Origin of the sequence: Corynebacterium sp. KPL1818 (assembly GCF_000478135.1) — a bacterium.
In the GTDB taxonomy this organism is placed as follows: domain Bacteria; phylum Actinomycetota; class Actinomycetes; order Mycobacteriales; family Mycobacteriaceae; genus Corynebacterium; species Corynebacterium accolens.
This window is the reverse complement of sequence record NZ_KI515760.1, coordinates 214,303-229,033: the sequence shown is the minus strand read 5'-3', so window position 1 is coordinate 229,033 and position 14,731 is coordinate 214,303. Positions and strand designations below refer to the sequence as shown.

General features: G+C 62.7%; 16 protein-coding genes. 7 read left to right on the top strand and 9 right to left on the bottom strand.

Annotated features, from left to right (window positions below):
• Positions 1-13 precede the first annotated feature (13 nt).
• Positions 14-778: a TIGR00730 family Rossman fold protein gene (locus tag HMPREF1261_RS10655; RefSeq protein ID WP_023030945.1), complete on the bottom strand. Its 765-nt coding sequence runs from the start codon at positions 776-778 to the stop codon at positions 14-16.
• A gap of 2 nt (positions 779-780) precedes the next feature.
• Positions 781-1,869 (bottom strand): succinyl-diaminopimelate desuccinylase, encoded by a 1,089-nt coding sequence (gene dapE, locus HMPREF1261_RS10650; protein ID WP_023030944.1) that lies wholly within the window; start codon positions 1,867-1,869, stop codon positions 781-783.
• A gap of 88 nt (positions 1,870-1,957) precedes the next feature.
• Between dapE and HMPREF1261_RS10645 the strand changes: the two genes are divergently transcribed.
• The 6 genes from HMPREF1261_RS10645 to HMPREF1261_RS10620 all read left to right on the top strand — a co-directional run bounded on the left by HMPREF1261_RS10645 (position 1,958) and on the right by HMPREF1261_RS10620 (position 7,797).
• Positions 1,958-3,316 carry an amino acid permease gene (locus HMPREF1261_RS10645; protein WP_005280106.1) on the top strand — a complete coding sequence of 453 codons (1,359 nt, stop codon included), beginning with the start codon at positions 1,958-1,960 and terminating at the stop codon, positions 3,314-3,316.
• 17 nt (positions 3,317-3,333) lie between these two features.
• A complete protein-coding gene (dapD, locus tag HMPREF1261_RS10640) occupies positions 3,334-4,305 on the top strand; it encodes a 2,3,4,5-tetrahydropyridine-2,6-dicarboxylate N-succinyltransferase (protein WP_023030943.1) in 972 nt (323 codons plus the stop codon).
• A gap of 101 nt (positions 4,306-4,406) precedes the next feature.
• Positions 4,407-5,738: an amino acid permease gene (locus tag HMPREF1261_RS10635; protein ID WP_330931568.1), complete on the top strand. Its 1,332-nt coding sequence runs from the start codon at positions 4,407-4,409 to the stop codon at positions 5,736-5,738.
• A gap of 472 nt (positions 5,739-6,210) precedes the next feature.
• Positions 6,211-7,056: a type IV toxin-antitoxin system AbiEi family antitoxin domain-containing protein gene (locus HMPREF1261_RS10630; protein WP_005282232.1), complete on the top strand. Its 846-nt coding sequence runs from the start codon at positions 6,211-6,213 to the stop codon at positions 7,054-7,056.
• A gap of 65 nt (positions 7,057-7,121) precedes the next feature.
• Complete coding sequence (locus tag HMPREF1261_RS10625; protein WP_023017728.1) at positions 7,122-7,331, top strand: helix-turn-helix transcriptional regulator; 210 nt, start codon at positions 7,122-7,124, stop codon at positions 7,329-7,331.
• On the top strand, positions 7,324-7,797 hold the full coding sequence (locus HMPREF1261_RS10620) for a hypothetical protein (protein WP_023030940.1): 474 nt from the start codon (positions 7,324-7,326) through the stop codon (positions 7,795-7,797). Before HMPREF1261_RS10625 ends, HMPREF1261_RS10620 begins: the two co-directional genes overlap by 8 nt.
• A 428-nt stretch (positions 7,798-8,225) precedes the next feature.
• Here HMPREF1261_RS10620 and HMPREF1261_RS10615 read toward each other — a convergent pair whose 3' ends face one another.
• Genes HMPREF1261_RS10615 through HMPREF1261_RS10585 form a run of 7 tightly spaced genes read right to left on the bottom strand, consistent with a single transcriptional unit; the run spans position 8,226 to position 13,983 of the window.
• Entirely contained in the window at positions 8,226-8,786 is a 561-nt protein-coding gene (locus HMPREF1261_RS10615) for a GtrA family protein (RefSeq protein WP_023030939.1), read from the bottom strand.
• Between the two features lie 29 nt (positions 8,787-8,815).
• Positions 8,816-9,604, bottom strand: coding sequence for a pseudouridine synthase (locus tag HMPREF1261_RS10610; RefSeq protein ID WP_023030938.1), 789 nt, complete (start codon positions 9,602-9,604; stop codon positions 8,816-8,818).
• A 52-nt stretch (positions 9,605-9,656) separates the two neighbouring features.
• The gene (dapC, locus tag HMPREF1261_RS10605) at positions 9,657-10,745 is read right to left on the bottom strand and encodes a succinyldiaminopimelate transaminase (protein ID WP_005282219.1); all 1,089 of its coding nucleotides are present in this window, start codon (positions 10,743-10,745) and stop codon (positions 9,657-9,659) included.
• A gap of 3 nt (positions 10,746-10,748) precedes the next feature.
• Positions 10,749-11,072, bottom strand: coding sequence for a ferredoxin (gene fdxA, locus HMPREF1261_RS10600; protein WP_023017724.1), 324 nt, complete (start codon positions 11,070-11,072; stop codon positions 10,749-10,751).
• Between the two features lie 55 nt (positions 11,073-11,127).
• A complete protein-coding gene (locus tag HMPREF1261_RS10595; RefSeq protein WP_005280091.1) occupies positions 11,128-11,505 on the bottom strand; it encodes a hypothetical protein in 378 nt (125 codons plus the stop codon).
• On the bottom strand, positions 11,505-12,374 hold the full coding sequence (locus HMPREF1261_RS10590; protein ID WP_023030937.1) for a PIG-L family deacetylase: 870 nt from the start codon (positions 12,372-12,374) through the stop codon (positions 11,505-11,507). The genes HMPREF1261_RS10595 and HMPREF1261_RS10590 overlap by 1 nt, the downstream gene beginning before the upstream one ends.
• The gene (locus HMPREF1261_RS10585) at positions 12,364-13,983 is read right to left on the bottom strand and encodes an ABC transporter family substrate-binding protein (protein ID WP_023030936.1); all 1,620 of its coding nucleotides are present in this window, start codon (positions 13,981-13,983) and stop codon (positions 12,364-12,366) included. Before HMPREF1261_RS10585 ends, HMPREF1261_RS10590 begins: the two co-directional genes overlap by 11 nt.
• Positions 13,984-14,071: 88 nt before the next feature.
• On the opposite strand from HMPREF1261_RS10585, the gene HMPREF1261_RS10580 reads away from it, so the two are divergent.
• The gene (locus tag HMPREF1261_RS10580; protein ID WP_023017721.1) at positions 14,072-14,728 is read left to right on the top strand and encodes a GPP34 family phosphoprotein; all 657 of its coding nucleotides are present in this window, start codon (positions 14,072-14,074) and stop codon (positions 14,726-14,728) included.
• Positions 14,729-14,731 lie beyond the last annotated feature (3 nt).

Genomic DNA, 14,731 nt, shown 5'->3' with positions numbered 1-14,731 from the left:
ACGCGCGCGAGGCTCAACGCGGCTCCCTAATGCGCTTATCGCTCATCACCTTGTGGCGCTCGATGATGTGGGCGACGGCCTCATCGGGGTCATCGGTAAGCAGGAAAAGCTCTTGGTCATCTTCGTTGATGTACCCGCCGGCGGCAAGGGTATTTTTCATCCATTCCAGCAGGCCAGACCAGTATTCGGTGCCCAGGAGTACGATGGGATAGTTGGTGACCTTGCCAGTCTGAACCATGCAGAGAACCTCGAAGAATTCATCCATGGTGCCCATGCCGCCGGGCAGGCAGACGAAGGCCTGGGAGTACTTCAAGAACATGGTCTTGCGGGCGAAGAAGTAGCGGAAGTTCAGGCCGAGGTCCACGTACTTATTGAGGCCTTGCTCGTGCGGCAATTCGATGCCGAGTCCCACCGAGAGACCATCGCCCTCGTGCGCGCCCTTATTCGCCGCCTCCATGATGCCGGGGCCGCCGCCAGTGATGACGGCGTAGGCGCACTCGGCGAGCTTGCGGCCGAGTTCTTCGGCCATCTGATAGCTCGCATCCTCAGGCTTGGTGCGCGCGGAACCAAAAACCGTCACTGCCTTAGGCAGCTTAGCCAGCGCATCGAAGCCGGCGACGAATTCACCTTGGATGCGCAGCACGCGCCACGGATCGGCATGCTGCCATTCGTGGTCCGCGCCGGATTCCAGCAGGCGTTGGTCAAAGGTGGAGCCTTGTTCTCCCTCGCTGCGCAGCAAGAGCGGGCCGCGCAGGGTACGCATGTGGTCAGGGGTCATTTTTATCCCTTCAAGTAATTAAACAGAGCGGTAGAAACTTCGGTGATTTGCGCCGTGGGCACCTGCTCGTCCTTCTTATGCGCAAAGCCCGGATCGCCGGCGCCAAAATTCACGGCCGGAATGCCCATCTCAGCAAAGCGCGAGACATCGGTCCAGCCGAACTTGGCGCGGACGTTGCCACCGACGGCATCGACAAGCGCGCGTGCCGCAGGCTGCCCCAAGCCAGGCAGGGCGGCACCGGCGATGTCATCGATCTCTATGGTGACGTCCTCATGCTTGCCGATGACCCCCTTCATGTACTCCAGCGCCTCCTCCGTGCTGCGATCCGGGGCGAAGCGGAAGTTGACGAACATCCATGCCTCGTCCGGCAGGGTATTGGTGGCCACGCCAGCCTCCATGTGGACGATGTTCAGGCCCTCGCGGTAAGTACAGCCATCGATGGTGACCTCGCGCGGCTCGTAGTCCGCAATGCGCGTCATGACGGGGGCGAGCTTGTGCGCGGCGTTGGAGCCGAGCCAAGCGCGGGCCGAGTGCGCGCGGGTGCCATGTGCCGTCACGCGCAGGCGAATCGTGCCCTGGCAGCCGGCCTCGACCATGGCGCCGGAGGGCTCGCCGAGGAGCGCGAAATCGCCCTGCAACCACTCGGGGTGGTCCTTTTGCAAATGGCCCAGCCCATTAAATTCAGTGGATACCTCTTCGCCCTCATAAGCAATGATGGTCAGGTCATGCTGGAGCTCTTCCGATTCATGCAGGTGAGCAAAGGCGTTGAGGTAGACCGCCATGCCGGATTTCATGTCCACGGTGCCGCAGCCGAACATGATCTCGGCGCCATCTTCGGCGGTGTCCATGCGATGCGGTACGTTATCTGCCAATGGAACGGTATCGATGTGGCCTGCAAGAACCACGCGGGAATCCAACCCGCGGTTCGTGCGCGCACACACGGTATTGCCAAAGCGGGCGACCTCCACGTCTAGACCACGCAGGGCTTCTTCCACCGCATCCGCGATGGCCTCCTCGTGGTGGGAGGGGCTCGGGATATCGACGAGCGCCTTGGTCACTTCAATGGGGTCGGCATATAGATCTAAAGTCACAAGCCGCCATGGTAGCGCCCCGCTGGGTCCGTTGCATTGTGTAATGTTCACTTCACTGCAAAAAATAACCTCTCACAAGGTGGTAATTATGGCCGAAGCCACACAATTGAAATCGCGACACCTCACCATGATGGGCCTTGGCTCCGCGGTGGGTGCCGGTCTCTTCTTGGGCGTCGGATTGGGAATCCAAATATCCGGCACCTCGGTGCTCATCTCTTATGCCGTCGCCGGCGTCCTCATCGCGCTCATCATGTGGATGCTCGGGGAAATCGCCGCGGCCCGCCCCTCCCTGGGTTCCTTTTCCACCTACGCCGGCCAGGCCTTCGGCCACTGGGCGCGCTTTACGATGGGCTGGATCTACTGGTTCATGCTCATCATGGTCATGGGTGCCGAAATCACGGGCGCCGCCGCGATCATCGGCAGTTGGTTCGATATCGCCCCGTGGATTCCCGCACTTATCGCGGTGGCGTTTTTCGCCGTGGTGAATTTCGCCGCCGTGCGCGGCTTTGGTGAATTCGAGTTCTGGTTCGCCATCATCAAGGTCGCCGTCATCATCGCCTTCCTCGTCATCGGCATCCTCATGGCACTGGGCATCCTGCCCGGCATGGATCTCTCCCGTGCCGGCACCAACTTCACCGATAACTTCCTACCCAATGGCATGCCCGGCTTCGCCGCGGGCCTGCTGGCCGTGGCCTTCGCCTTCGGTGGAATCGAGCTGGTGACCATCGCCGCCGCCGAGTCCGAGGATCCAGCCCGCAACGTGGCAACTGCAGTGCGCGCCATCATCGTGCGCATCATGATCTTCTACATCGGCTCCATCGTGGTCATCACCATGGCCTTGCCGTTTAGCCAGATCCAAGACGCCGATGCCGCCGCCGATTCGCCGTTTACCCTGGTGCTCGAGGCCGCCAAGATTCCATTCGCAGCCGGCTTCATGGAGGCCATCATCGCTCTGGCCCTCCTATCCGCCTTCAACGCGCAGATCTACGCCACCTCGCGCCTGGTCTTCGACATGGCCAAGGACCACTGCGCGCCCAAGTTCTTCCTCAAGACCAACCACTCCGGCTCCCCCATCAACGCCGTCATCTTGTCCATGATCTTCGCCTTCGCCTCGGTGGGCCTGCAGTTCTGGAACCCGCCGGGACTGCTGGCCTTCCTCTTCAACGCCGTCGGCGGCTGCCTCTTGGTGGTCTGGGCCTTCATCGTCGCCTCCTTCCTCAAGCTGCACCCACAGTTGAAGGCGAATGGCGAGCTCACGGACATCCGCGTGCCCGGCTACCCCTGGTTGCCTTGGGCAACCGCCGCCGCGTTGGCCGCGCTGACCATCTTCATGCTCTTTGATCCCTCCGCCCGCAACCAAGTCATTGCCGTCATCATTCTCTTTGCCGCGCTCGTCGCCTTGTCCTTCGTGGTTCCCGCGGGCAAGCGCGAACAAGTACGGCAGTAATTGCTAAGCTAGCCACCATGACTTCTGCATCCGCACGTGGCCTGGCAACCATTACCCACGACGGCACCGTCTTGGACGTTTGGTTCCCAGCAGTTCATACCGATAAGCAAGTAGAGACCACCGGCACGACGCGTTTGGAGGAGACTCCGCAGCAGTTCTCCTCCCTCGTCGGCCCCGATGAGGAGCGCGGCGTGGCCCGCGTGGCGGTGGAAACCTCCATCGCTGACCTCGACGAGGCCCCGACCGATACTTACGACGCCTACCTGCGCCTCCACCTGCTCTCCCACCGCGAGGTAAAGCCGCACGGCCTCAACATGGACGGCATCTTCCGCCACCTCAATAACGTGGTGTGGACCAACTACGGCCCCTGCGCCGTCTCCGATTTCCAGATGGTGCGCGGCCGCCTAGCCTCCCGCGGCCCCGTCGTGGTCTACTCCGTGGACAAGTTCCCCCGCATGGTGGACTACGTTGTCCCCTCCGGCGTGCGCATCGGTGACGCCGACCGCGTCCGCTTGGGCGCCCATCTGGCAGAGGGCACCACGGTCATGCACGAGGGCTTCGTCAATTTCAACGCCGGCACCCTGGGCGCTTCCATGGTGGAAGGCCGCATTTCCGCGGGCGTCGTCGTGGGCGATGGCTCCGATATCGGCGGCGGCGCCTCCATCATGGGCACCCTGTCCGGCGGCGGCAAGGAAGTTATTTCCATCGGCGAGCGCTGCCTGCTCGGCGCTAACTCGGGTATTGGCATTTCGCTTGGCGATGACGCCGTTGTCGAAGCCGGCCTCTACGTCACCGCCGGCACCAAGGTCGCCGTCTTTGGCAAGGTGGCCGAGGCCCTGGGCGTCGGCAATGGCGAGGCCGTCAAGGGCTCCCAGCTCTCCGGCGCCTCCGGCCTGCTGCTGCGCCGCAATTCCGTCTCCGGTGCCGTCGAGGCCGTGGAGTGGAATGCCGAGGCCGTCGCGCTGAACGAGGACCTCCACAAGAATTAACGCCACCCCAATTCCGGTGCCCCGCGGCCGAGAAATACCATGGAGAAGTGTCTGATAACTCTTCTACCCTTGGTTCTGGCCTGAAGGTCCGCCACCTGACCATGATGGGGCTTGGCTCCACCATTGGCGCCGGTCTCTTCCTTGGCACGGGCGTCGGCATTTCCGCCGCCGGCCCAGCGGTAATCATCGCCTACGCGATCGCCGGATTCCTCGCCATCCTCGTGATGCAAATGCTTGGGGAAATGGGAACGGTCATTCCCGCCTCCGGCTCCTTTTCCGAATACGCCGAGCACGGCATCGGCCGCTGGGCGGGCTTTACCCAAGGGTGGATCTACTGGTGCGCCACCGTCGCCGTCCTCGGCGCCGAAATCACCGGCGCCGCGGGCTTCATCGGCTCGTGGTTCGACGTCCCGCCCTGGATCCCCGCCGCCATCTGCGTCGCCGTCTTCGGCCTCGTCAACTTGCTGCGCGTGCGCGCCTTCGGCGAGTTCGAGTACTGGTTCGCGCTCATCAAGGTCGTCGTCATCATCGCTTTCCTCATCATCGGCGTCCTCCTCATCTTCGGCCTCCTGCCCGGCCACACCTTCGTGGGCACATCCGTCTTCCTTGCCGATGGCTTCATGCCCAACGGCCTCGGCGGCGTCGCCGCCGGCCTGCTCGCCGTAGCCTTCGCCTTCGGCGGCATCGAGGTCGTCGCCATCGCGTCCGCCGAATCCGATGACCCCGAGAAATCCCTGGTCAACGCCGTGCGCTCCACCATCCTGCGCATCTCCGTGTTCTACCTGGGCTCCGTCCTCGTCATCACGTTCCTGCTTCCCTATTCCAGCCTGGACGCCGCCTCCACCGCCGCCGAATCGCCATTTACCATGGTCCTCGACCGCGCCGGCATCCCCGGTGCCGCCGGCATCATGGAGGTCATCATCGTCCTCGCGCTGCTATCCGCCTTCAACGCGCAAATCTTCGCCTCCTCCCGCATGATGCACTCGCTCGCCTCCCGCGGCGAGGCCCCGCGCATCTTCGCCGCCACCAATACCGAAGGCGTGCCCACGACCGCCATCGCCTTGTCCGTCGCACTGTCCGCGCTCATGGTCGTCCTCAATTACGCCGATACCGGCTGGTTGCTCACCTTCATGCTCAACGCCGCCGGCGCTTCCCTGCTCATCGTGTGGGTCTTCATCGCCGTCAGCCAGCTGCGCCTGCGCCGCCAACTCGAGGCACTGCATCCCCTCCCCATCCGCATGTGGGCATTTCCCTACCTCACCTGGTTCGCCCTCGCCCTCTTCGCGGCCATCGCGGTGCTCATGCTTACCGATGCCACCGCCCGCACCCAACTCCTCTCCGCCGCCGCCATGTTCGCGGTGCTCGCCATCGCGGGTGTGCTCAATTCCAAGGCTCGCGGCATCGACCCAACCTCCACGCTCCCGCTGACCTAGCGGCCACTCCCTGCCTCCGTCCCTCGCGCCCTACACCTCACATCCAGCCCACCGTGCCTGCCGCTCAACCCTCATCACCTGACGCCCCGCCCTCACGCCCCATTACCCCGCCCCCGCCCTTCGCGCTCACCAGCACTGGGCGGGGTACGGCGTTTTCACCTCCCGATGAGCGCGACGGGTGTGGGGCCGCCCCTCGCGGTCACGGGGAGGAAGAAATGGGCATCGGAAAGCGTGGGCGTGAGCGCAAAGGGCGGGCTGGGACCACACTCGCCTCTCGCGCTCACCAGGGGACGTTCCAGCGCACCCAAGTGGCCGCCGGTGAGCGCGAAGGGGGGGCGTCGAGGGAGGAGTGGAGGGAGTTATCCACAGGGCAGCGCCGAGAAGGGAGCGCGAAACCTCAAAATAGGCGGGTTATCCACAGGCTGTCGGACCCCGTCTGGACGAGGAGGCGGCCCCTTTTTAAGTTGAAGCCATGGGGGCATGGACAACCGCGCAGTTGCGCGAGCAGGGACTAGGCAAGGACGCGATTCGGCGGCGGGTGCGCGCGGGCAAGCTGTACCGCGTGCACCGGGGAATTTATACCGACGAGTGGTCGCCGATGGCGGTGGCGAAGGCGCTGGTGCATGGGCTGAGCCGCATTCATTTTACGGGGAAGACCGCGCAAGAAATTCACCTCGACCGGCCGCTGACGTTTCCGCTGGAGGCGGAGGGCCCGCGCACGCTGCGCGGCAAGAATTTCCGCGTCTCGCATTCCCGGCTCAAGGCAACGAGCCTGGTCAAGGGGCTTCCGGTAGTGCAGGTTCTGTGGGCCGCGCGGAAGATTGCCAGGGCATGCGGCTCGCTGCTGGAGGAGTTTTATCGCGGCGAGAAGGGGCCCGGCCGGCTGGAGCGGGACCGCAAGCGAATGGGCCGGACACCGCGCGCGTTGAAAAAGACGATTCGACTCTCCGCCATCGGCGCGGATAGCCCGCCGGAGCGGAAAGTCAGCCGCGCGCTGCGCGCAGAGGGCATTTTCCCTGTTCACAACGCCCTAGTGTGTGGATACCGCTTCGACCTACTGATGGGCAAGCTCATCGTGGAAATCGATGGTTGGACCTACCACAGCCACAGCATCGCGTTCCAGGCCGACCGTTCCAAACAGAACGCCGCAACCGCGCACGGGTACACGGTCCTGCGCTTTACTGCCGATGACGTCACGCACCACCTTGACCAAGTCATTCTCCTTATCAAAGCCACCCGTGACCTGCTCAAAGGCCGCAAGCCACAGCTTCCCATGTCCGCCACCCAGCCATATTGGCGCTGGCATCTATGCGTCTAACCCTTGCCATAATGTCAAGTTTACTTGACATTAAGTCATGTAAACACGACAAGAGAGGTGATGATGTGGCCGGACAACCCAACATGGTCCGCAAGTGGCGGCGCTGGCGCGAATGGTCGCAAGGCGAACTAGCAGAGCGCGTCGGCGTCTCCCGGCAAACTATCGCAAATATCGAACGCGGCAACTACTCCCCGTCCGTGCACCTCGCATTGGACATCTGCCACGAACTAAACAAAACAGTCGAAGAAATCTTTGGAGCTGAACAACATGATTAACGCCATCGCAAACATATCCCTCAACCACATCGAGCGCGCCTCCACCGACGAGTTCGAACGCGACATCCTCACCAAGGCCTCCGCCATCACCCTGACCCCAATCACATTCCTCGAGCTCATCGTCGCCGCCATCCTCGCGTGGTCCCTCCCCGGCCGCCTCAGCCTCCTCGCCTTGCTCGCCATCATCCCCTCCATCGCCGGCACCTCCCTCAGCACCGCCTGGCTGCGCAAGCACATCGCCACCCCAACGGTCCGCTCCAATTGGACCTTAACCGCCCTTTACCTCATCCCGATGTTTATCTGCTTCGCCGGCATCGCCTACCACGCCTTCGCGCTTTCCGATGCCGCCCCCTACCTCATCGGCGCCACCGTAGGTGCCATCACGGCCGTCCTCCTCTCCCCCACACTCCGACGTAAGCAAAACCGCCGCGATCAGTCCCGCCTCGACGCCGAGCTCGAGGACTAATGCTCACTCCCACCGCCATCACGCACTCCACCACCCGCCCTTCGCGCTCACCGCGGACGGCGGGTGGTTTCCGTTTGCTACGCCCCGTGAGCGCGAAGGGGCTAGCGTCAGCGGCGCCCGGCCTCCCCGCCCTTGCCGCTCACAGGGAGTAGGTTTCACCGTCGGCAACTGTTGTCGGTGAGCGCGAAGGGCGCAGCCTCCCGTGCCGCTCACCGAGCAGGCATGGCGTCGATGAAAACTACCCCAGCGTGAGCGCGAAGGGATGGGTGTCGCACATACACTTGCTTGGCGATGCCCCTCCCCGCCCTTGCCGCTCACCGGCGGCATAAAAAGACCCCAGCAGCCCACGCTGGTGAGCGCGAAGGGCGGTTGGGGCGGCTGGGGTTGTGCGGGCGGCAGGGCCGTGGCCGGCGGCGAAGGGCAGGTAGTTAAACCGGCGCGACCTCGTCGACGACGACTGCCTTATTGGGCTTGGAGCGGAACGTCCAGAGCTTGTTGATGATGAAGTTGATGGGCATCGCCACGACGATGGAAATGGCCTGCGCCCAATAAGACTTGGTGCGCAATCCGGTGGAGTTATCGAAGACATCGGTGGGCAGGCCCACGGGCGAGTTGGGGTTCATAAGCAGCGTCAGGATGACCTGACTGACGATAAACGCCCCGATTCCCGCCAAAAGGAACGGGAAGAAACCGCGAATCCAGGACACCTTGGACACGGTACGGAAGGTCCACATGCGGTTGAGCTGGTAGTTCCAGGTATTGGCCACGAGGAAGGAGATGGTGGCAAAGACGTGGTACCAGCGGATGTGGAATGCAGAACCGAAGAGGTTCATGAAGGGATCCTCGGCAAAGATATCCGCCGCGCCAAAGAGTTTCTGCGCGAGAAAATACACGAAGAGGTTAACCGCGGTACCCAAGCCGCCGACAAGACCGAACTTAAGGAATTGCCCAAAATTGGACGCAAAGCGCGCAACGCTGAGGTCTGCCATGGGCCGCCTTTCTTGCCGGAGGTTAGTAATTACCTGATTGTAGTTCCTAAGCCCCGCGAACTGAAAAACTGACGCTCCGAATGTGATAAAGGATCTATAAAAGATATAGTTTCGTGCAGCAAGGAAAGCGGGCGCCAGAAGTCATAGAGGTCGAGCGGACGCGGCGTGGGATAGGTGTCATCGCCAATGAGCGGGCTCCCAAGGTGGTTCAGCAGCACCCGCAGCTGGTGCGTATGCCCGGTCCGCGGCCACATGGTCACCTCCCGCCCCGCAGCTCGCACATACGTCGAAGTCGGCGTGCCATTATCAGCCACGAGCACCTGCCTGCTGCCCCGCGGCTTATGCATCGGCAGCCTGATTTCCTCATCGCAGAAAAACGGCTGCTTGACGATGCCCCTATACCTCTTCACCGCCCTCCCCTCCAGGAAGATGCGCTGGTAGGCCGCGCGGGTCGCAGGATTGCGCGAGCAGATGACAAGACCTGCGGTGAGGCGATCAAGGCGGTGAAGCGGCACGATTTCGTCTTCGCCGAAGTCCACGCGCAGCCGGGTTTGCAGGGTTTCGCGCTGCAAGCGGCCATTCGTGGTGGTGGGAAGAAAGTGCGGTTTATCGGCAACGATGATGTCTTCATCCGCGTGGACGACGGTGTAGCCAAAGGGGATCGGATCCTCCGGCGGGACGAAGGGGTGATACCACACGGGGATGGGGCGCGAAAGAACCGTACCCGCGGGAAGGAGGGTTCCCTCCGGAAAAGGCGAGTCGCCAGCGCGGGCGGCCCAATATTCGCCTTCTACAGGAACGCGATCGCGCAAGACCACCCTGCGGGGAGAAATCCCCTCCCGCGCAGGCGGGCGAAACGCGCGAGGTGAGTTAGGCACTGGCGAGGCGTTCGACGGCGGCGCGCACCCGCTCATCGGTGCCGTTTAAGCCAATGCGCACGTGTTGTGCGCCCGAGGGACCGTAGAAATCACCGGGGGCAGCGAGGATACCGAGCGAAGCCAACCAGTCGATGGTCTCGCGGCAGTCTTCGCCGCGGGTGGCCCAGAGGTACAGGCCGGCGTCCGAGTGGTCAATGGTAAAGCCCGCCTTGATGAGCGCCTGCATCAATTCGGCGCGGCGCGCGGCGTAGCGCTGGCGTTGGAGGGCTTCGGTGGGGTCATCGTCAAGCGCGGCAACCATCGCCGCCTGAATCGGGCCCGGCACGATGAGGCCGGCGTGCTTGCGCAGCTCTAGGAGCTCCGCGATGAGGTCATTATCGCCGGCGAAGAATCCGGCGCGGTAGGAGGCCATATTCGCGGACTTAGACAGCGAATGCATGGCGATAAGCCCGGTATTATCGCCGTCGGTCACGCGGGGATCCAGGATGGATACCGGCGGGTTGTCGTCGTTCCAGCCCAAGCCCATGTAGCACTCGTCGGAGGCGATGATAGCGCCGGTCGAGCGGGCCCAAGCCACGATGCGGCGCAGCTCCTCTACCCCAGCGACGCGGCCCGTGGGGTTGGACGGGGAATTGATGAATACCAGGGAGGCATCCTGGAAGTCGTCGTCGGCGCGCAGCGGGGTGGCCCCAGCGAGGAGGGCGCCGACCTCGTAGGTGGGATAGGCCACCGAGGGGAAGGCGACGGTCTCGCCGCGCATGCCCAACAGGGTAGGCAGCCAGGCGATGGCCTCCTTCGTGCCCACCACGGGCAGGACGCGGTCTACGTCCATGTGGTAGCGGCGGCGGAGGGCTGAGGCGATGGCCTCGCGCAGCTCGGGCGTGCCCTGCGTTTGCGGATAACCGGGGGCCTCGGCGGCAGAGGACAGCGCCAGCTGCACGCCGGGGGCGACCGGATCTACGGGGTTGCCCACCGAAAGGTCAACGATTCCATCTGGGTGCGCCTGGGCCTTCTTCTTGGCGCCAGCCAGCGAGTTCCAGGGGAAATCCGGAAGCGATTGTCCTAGCGGTGTGCGGGCCATGAATTACTCCTGATTCTGTGGGGGCAGCGCGGCTACCATTGACGCATCGAAATCTTGCGGGCCAAGGGCTGCCGCTCCACCGGGTGAGCCCAAGTCATCGAAGAATGCTGCGTTGGCATCGTTGTAATCGATCCACTCATCGGGAACGTCGTCCTCGTAGAAGATGGCTTCTACCGGGCATGCGGGCTCGCAGGCGCCGCAATCCACGCACTCATCTGGGTGGATGTAGAGCATGCGCTTGCCTTCGTAAATGCAATCGACGGGGCATTCCTCAACACAGCCGCGGTCCATTACATCAACGCAAGGTTGAGCGATTGTATAAGTCATGGAGAATCCTTGAATCTTCCTGATTTCATGGGGTTGGGGGATGAAATATAGTATGTCACTTCTGCTTTAGGAAAGGCCAAACGCCGCCGCCAATCCCAGCCAAAAGCAGGAGCAAGCTGAGAATATTATTGCCCACTATGACATCGCCGGTAATCGGAACCAGCAGCATAAGCCCGAAAAAGCCCAGGCCCCAGACAATGAGCGGGATGGCTGCGATGTAAGTACTATCACTCCACAGCCGCGCGGTGCGGGTTAACACCACATTGAATGCGGCGGCGATGAGGATGGTGATGGGAAACGCGATGCTCGCGCCATCAGCCAGCGGAATCCGGGCGGTGAGGTAAATGACCTCCAGAAACAGCGATAGCAGAGCGCCGAGGGAGAGCCAGATAAGCCCGGTAACCTGCTCGCCGCGGCTAAAATCAGTGCGCATTACAGATCCCCTAGGAGGTCGGTTGCGCCCGCGCCCCTGCCGAGTTGGAAGTATTCGGCACGCAGCAACGGCATGAGCAATCTATTGGACAGGCAGTAGGCCCCTGGCACCGCGGCGGGGTCGTGGACGGCGGCCACGGCGGCCTCGGGGTTGGTGGCGGTGGTGCTGCCATCGGCCAGCCAGATTTGCGTGGCGTGGGCGCGCATGGCGGCGCGTTTGGCGTGCAGGGCGGCATCGTCAAGCGCGAAGGTCAGATCCGCGCCGGCGGTGGTGAAATTATCCAGGTACGCGGCATCGGGTTTGCGCCAGCCCGCCGGCGCATCGAGGGTGTCCAGGCCGGCGTAATTGGCGTCGCGGTCAAAGATCGCCCACCAGATACGCGTGCTTGCCGATGCCGCCTTTTCCACCACCCTATGCACCGCCACGTGGTCCGGGTGGTTATAGCCGCCATCCGGCCCATAGGTCAGGATGGCGTGCGGCTGGAGCACCTCTAATTCCGCGCGGAGCAGATCTACTGCCTCATCCAGGCGATTGACCAGCGCGCGGGGGTTGTCGTGGGAAGGTGACCCCACCATGCCGGAATCGTGGAAGTGGCCGAATCCGCCCAACTGGATGCCTTCTACGCCTAAGGCAGTGAGGGCGCAGGCCAATTCGCGGGCGCGGAAGCCACCGAGCTGATGGTGCTCGGCGAGACCTTGATAGGGCGCGCCGATGACCTCGCCGTCCTCGCCAAGAGTAAGGGTGATGACCGTGACCTGTGCCCCGCGCGCGGCCAGAGTGGCGAGGCTGCCGCCGGTAAAAAGCGTTTCATCATCGGGGTGCGCGTGCACTGCAACAACGCGGTAGCCCACCAAGTCCTTAGTCCTCATCTATCCTCCAAACCGGCGCGGTGACCAGACCTTTATCCCAATCATCAATACTTTGGCCGGGGCCTACAATACCCTCCCCCAGCGCGTGCACACGCGTTTCATCTAAGAGCGGGACGTATAACACGTCCTGGGCGTTGATCTCGCGGATTCGCCCCAGCGCGGTCGAGGGGCTTATCTTTCCGGAAAGGATGTCCATGCGCGTCTCAGCAGCGTTGTCGGGGCAGAACCCGGAGAGATCCCCGGCGAGCGGTTCGTCTTCGGCGCAATTGAAGATATTCGCGGCCGACAGCGAGGTTAAGGTGATATCCTCCCAGGTCACGACCGCATCCACCTTGCCTTCCGGCAGCAGCTTAGAGGTAATGGTGGTGAGCCTATCGGTGGTGACCTCGGCGGGGATGCCGTGGGCCTCGAGGACATCGTAAAGCGTATTTGCCGCAGCCAAAGCCGTGGGGCTGGTCGGATCGACGGCGAAGCGGATGGGTTTCTTGCTGGCGCGCTCGCGCAGGGCCGTCAGGTTCGCCTCGCCGGAGACCGGGTTATGCCCGGCCTTCAGGTTGGAGGCGCGGCCGGTGGCGAGCCGGGCGACCTGTCCGGTATCGATAAGCGAGGCCAGACCGCGCCGCGCGTCCGCATCCTCCAAGGCGTCCTGCTCGGTGGACAAGTGCAAGCGCAGCTGGCGCGGCCGGGTGACCGTCTTGTCGCTCACGTGCCCCAGCAAGCCAAGCGCCTCCTGCGAGGTTTGATCCGGGGTGAAGTCCGCGAAGCCAATCTGGCCGGAGCGCAGCATATTCAGCGCCTGGGTGCTATCGCGCACCTCGCGCAGCTGGACGACGTCGATGTGGGCGGGATCGGCACCCCAGAAGCGGTCATTGCGGTTGAGGGTGATGACCCCGCGGCTGCGGTCCACGCTATCGACCGAGAAGCGGCCGGCGGAGGCTGGGATGTCATTGGCCAGCGCCGAATCAAAATCGGAATTTTGCAGCAGGTGCGAGGGCAGGAGCTGGTTGAATAGCTGCTTCCAATCTTTAACCCGCTCTGCAAAATCCACCGTGACCACGCGACCCCCATCGGAGGTGGTCACCGCGGAAATGGCGCGGTAGCCCGCCGGGTCCTTGACGCCTGCGGTGGTGGTCATCTTCTTCCACAAGTAGTTGAAATCCGCCCCGGAAATCGGGGTGCCATCGGACCACTGCGCGGGAGTGGCGATGACGTAGCGCACCCGCTGGGCTACGCCCTCCGGCGCGGTGACCTCCGCGGCGGATTCTAGGACGTCTGTATCCATGCGTCCCCAGTGGAACGTCGACGGCAAGACCAGCTCGGCGATTTGATCCACGAGCTCGGAGTTATTGGCCACCAGGTGTGGGTTAAGTCCGGCGCGCAGCGGATCGACACCGATGGAAATGGTAGGCCGCGACTTTTCTTCCTCCGCGCGCGGCGGCTCATCGTCCGTCGCGGTCGTCGTTGATGCCGTTTCCTGGGCGGTAGATTCCTGGTCGTCCGAGTCTTCTACCACCGGCGGAGGGCCAGGATTGGCCGAGCACCCGCTGACAAACGCGAGGCCGATGGCGGCAGTGGCAGCAAGTGCGCGGGCCTTGAGACTATTTTTCATCGCGGACTACTTTAATACCTTCTTCCCGCCACACGAAGATTCTGCGCGCTAAACTCGAGCAAAATCACTGTTGAAGGGATTCCCCACCATGCTTATCTGCCAAGAAATGTTCCTCCTGCTTACCAAGGACAACGGTAAAAAGGAGGTGCTATCAAATAATGAAACCGCCCTGCGCGCGGGCCTTTTTAGCGATTTGCTCCTGCACGAGGCGGTTGCCATAACTGCAAAGAATAAGGTGCACGCCACTGATAAAAAGCCAGAGCACCCGGTGCTTGCCTGGGCGTGGGATAGCCTGCACGAGCACCGGACCGGCTCGGTAAAAACGCTGCTGCAGGCGCGGTGGTTCTCCCCACGCGAGAAGATTGCCCAGGATTTTCAGGACCGCGGCCAATTGGAGATCGAGGATTCCGCGTGGTGGCAGCTGGGCGGTGACCGTTACATCATGACGGATACGGCGCTAGAAGATGAGGTGCGCGAGAGGCTCGCCGCGGTACTTGACGGCACCCAAAACCCAAGCACCAAAGACATGATTATCTTGGATATTCTGCGCGAGGTTAATGGGGCCTATCCCCTACTCAAGGAGGATGCGCCCGAAATGAAACGCCGGGAGATGCGCAACCGCATCAAAGAATTAAAACAACAGGTGGAATACGACGATGCCGCCGCCTCTGCGGTAAAAACCATTTTGCAGGAGACGACGGCGATTATCGCGGCGGTTGCGGTATCAACCGCAGGCACTACTTAGGCC

What these genes read in the sequence shown, in the direction of transcription:
- HMPREF1261_RS10655 (WP_023030945.1), bottom strand. Translation starts at nt 778, where the DNA reads ATGACCCCTGACCACATGCGTACCCTGCGCGGCCCGCTCTTGCTGCGC.
- HMPREF1261_RS10645 (WP_005280106.1), top strand. Translation starts at nt 1,958, where the DNA reads ATGGCCGAAGCCACACAATTGAAATCGCGACACCTCACCATGATGGGC.
- dapD (WP_023030943.1), top strand. Translation starts at nt 3,334, where the DNA reads ATGACTTCTGCATCCGCACGTGGCCTGGCAACCATTACCCACGACGGC.
- HMPREF1261_RS10635 (WP_330931568.1), top strand. Translation starts at nt 4,407, where the DNA reads ATGATGGGGCTTGGCTCCACCATTGGCGCCGGTCTCTTCCTTGGCACG.
- HMPREF1261_RS10630 (WP_005282232.1), top strand. Translation starts at nt 6,211, where the DNA reads ATGGGGGCATGGACAACCGCGCAGTTGCGCGAGCAGGGACTAGGCAAG.
- HMPREF1261_RS10620 (WP_023030940.1), top strand. Translation starts at nt 7,324, where the DNA reads ATGATTAACGCCATCGCAAACATATCCCTCAACCACATCGAGCGCGCC.
- HMPREF1261_RS10615 (WP_023030939.1), bottom strand. Translation starts at nt 8,786, where the DNA reads ATGGCAGACCTCAGCGTTGCGCGCTTTGCGTCCAATTTTGGGCAATTC.
- dapC (WP_005282219.1), bottom strand. Translation starts at nt 10,745, where the DNA reads ATGGCCCGCACACCGCTAGGACAATCGCTTCCGGATTTCCCCTGGAAC.
- fdxA (WP_023017724.1), bottom strand. Translation starts at nt 11,072, where the DNA reads ATGACTTATACAATCGCTCAACCTTGCGTTGATGTAATGGACCGCGGC.
- HMPREF1261_RS10595 (WP_005280091.1), bottom strand. Translation starts at nt 11,505, where the DNA reads ATGCGCACTGATTTTAGCCGCGGCGAGCAGGTTACCGGGCTTATCTGG.
- HMPREF1261_RS10590 (WP_023030937.1), bottom strand. Translation starts at nt 12,374, where the DNA reads ATGAGGACTAAGGACTTGGTGGGCTACCGCGTTGTTGCAGTGCACGCG.
- HMPREF1261_RS10585 (WP_023030936.1), bottom strand. Translation starts at nt 13,983, where the DNA reads ATGAAAAATAGTCTCAAGGCCCGCGCACTTGCTGCCACTGCCGCCATC.
- HMPREF1261_RS10580 (WP_023017721.1), top strand. Translation starts at nt 14,072, where the DNA reads ATGCTTATCTGCCAAGAAATGTTCCTCCTGCTTACCAAGGACAACGGT.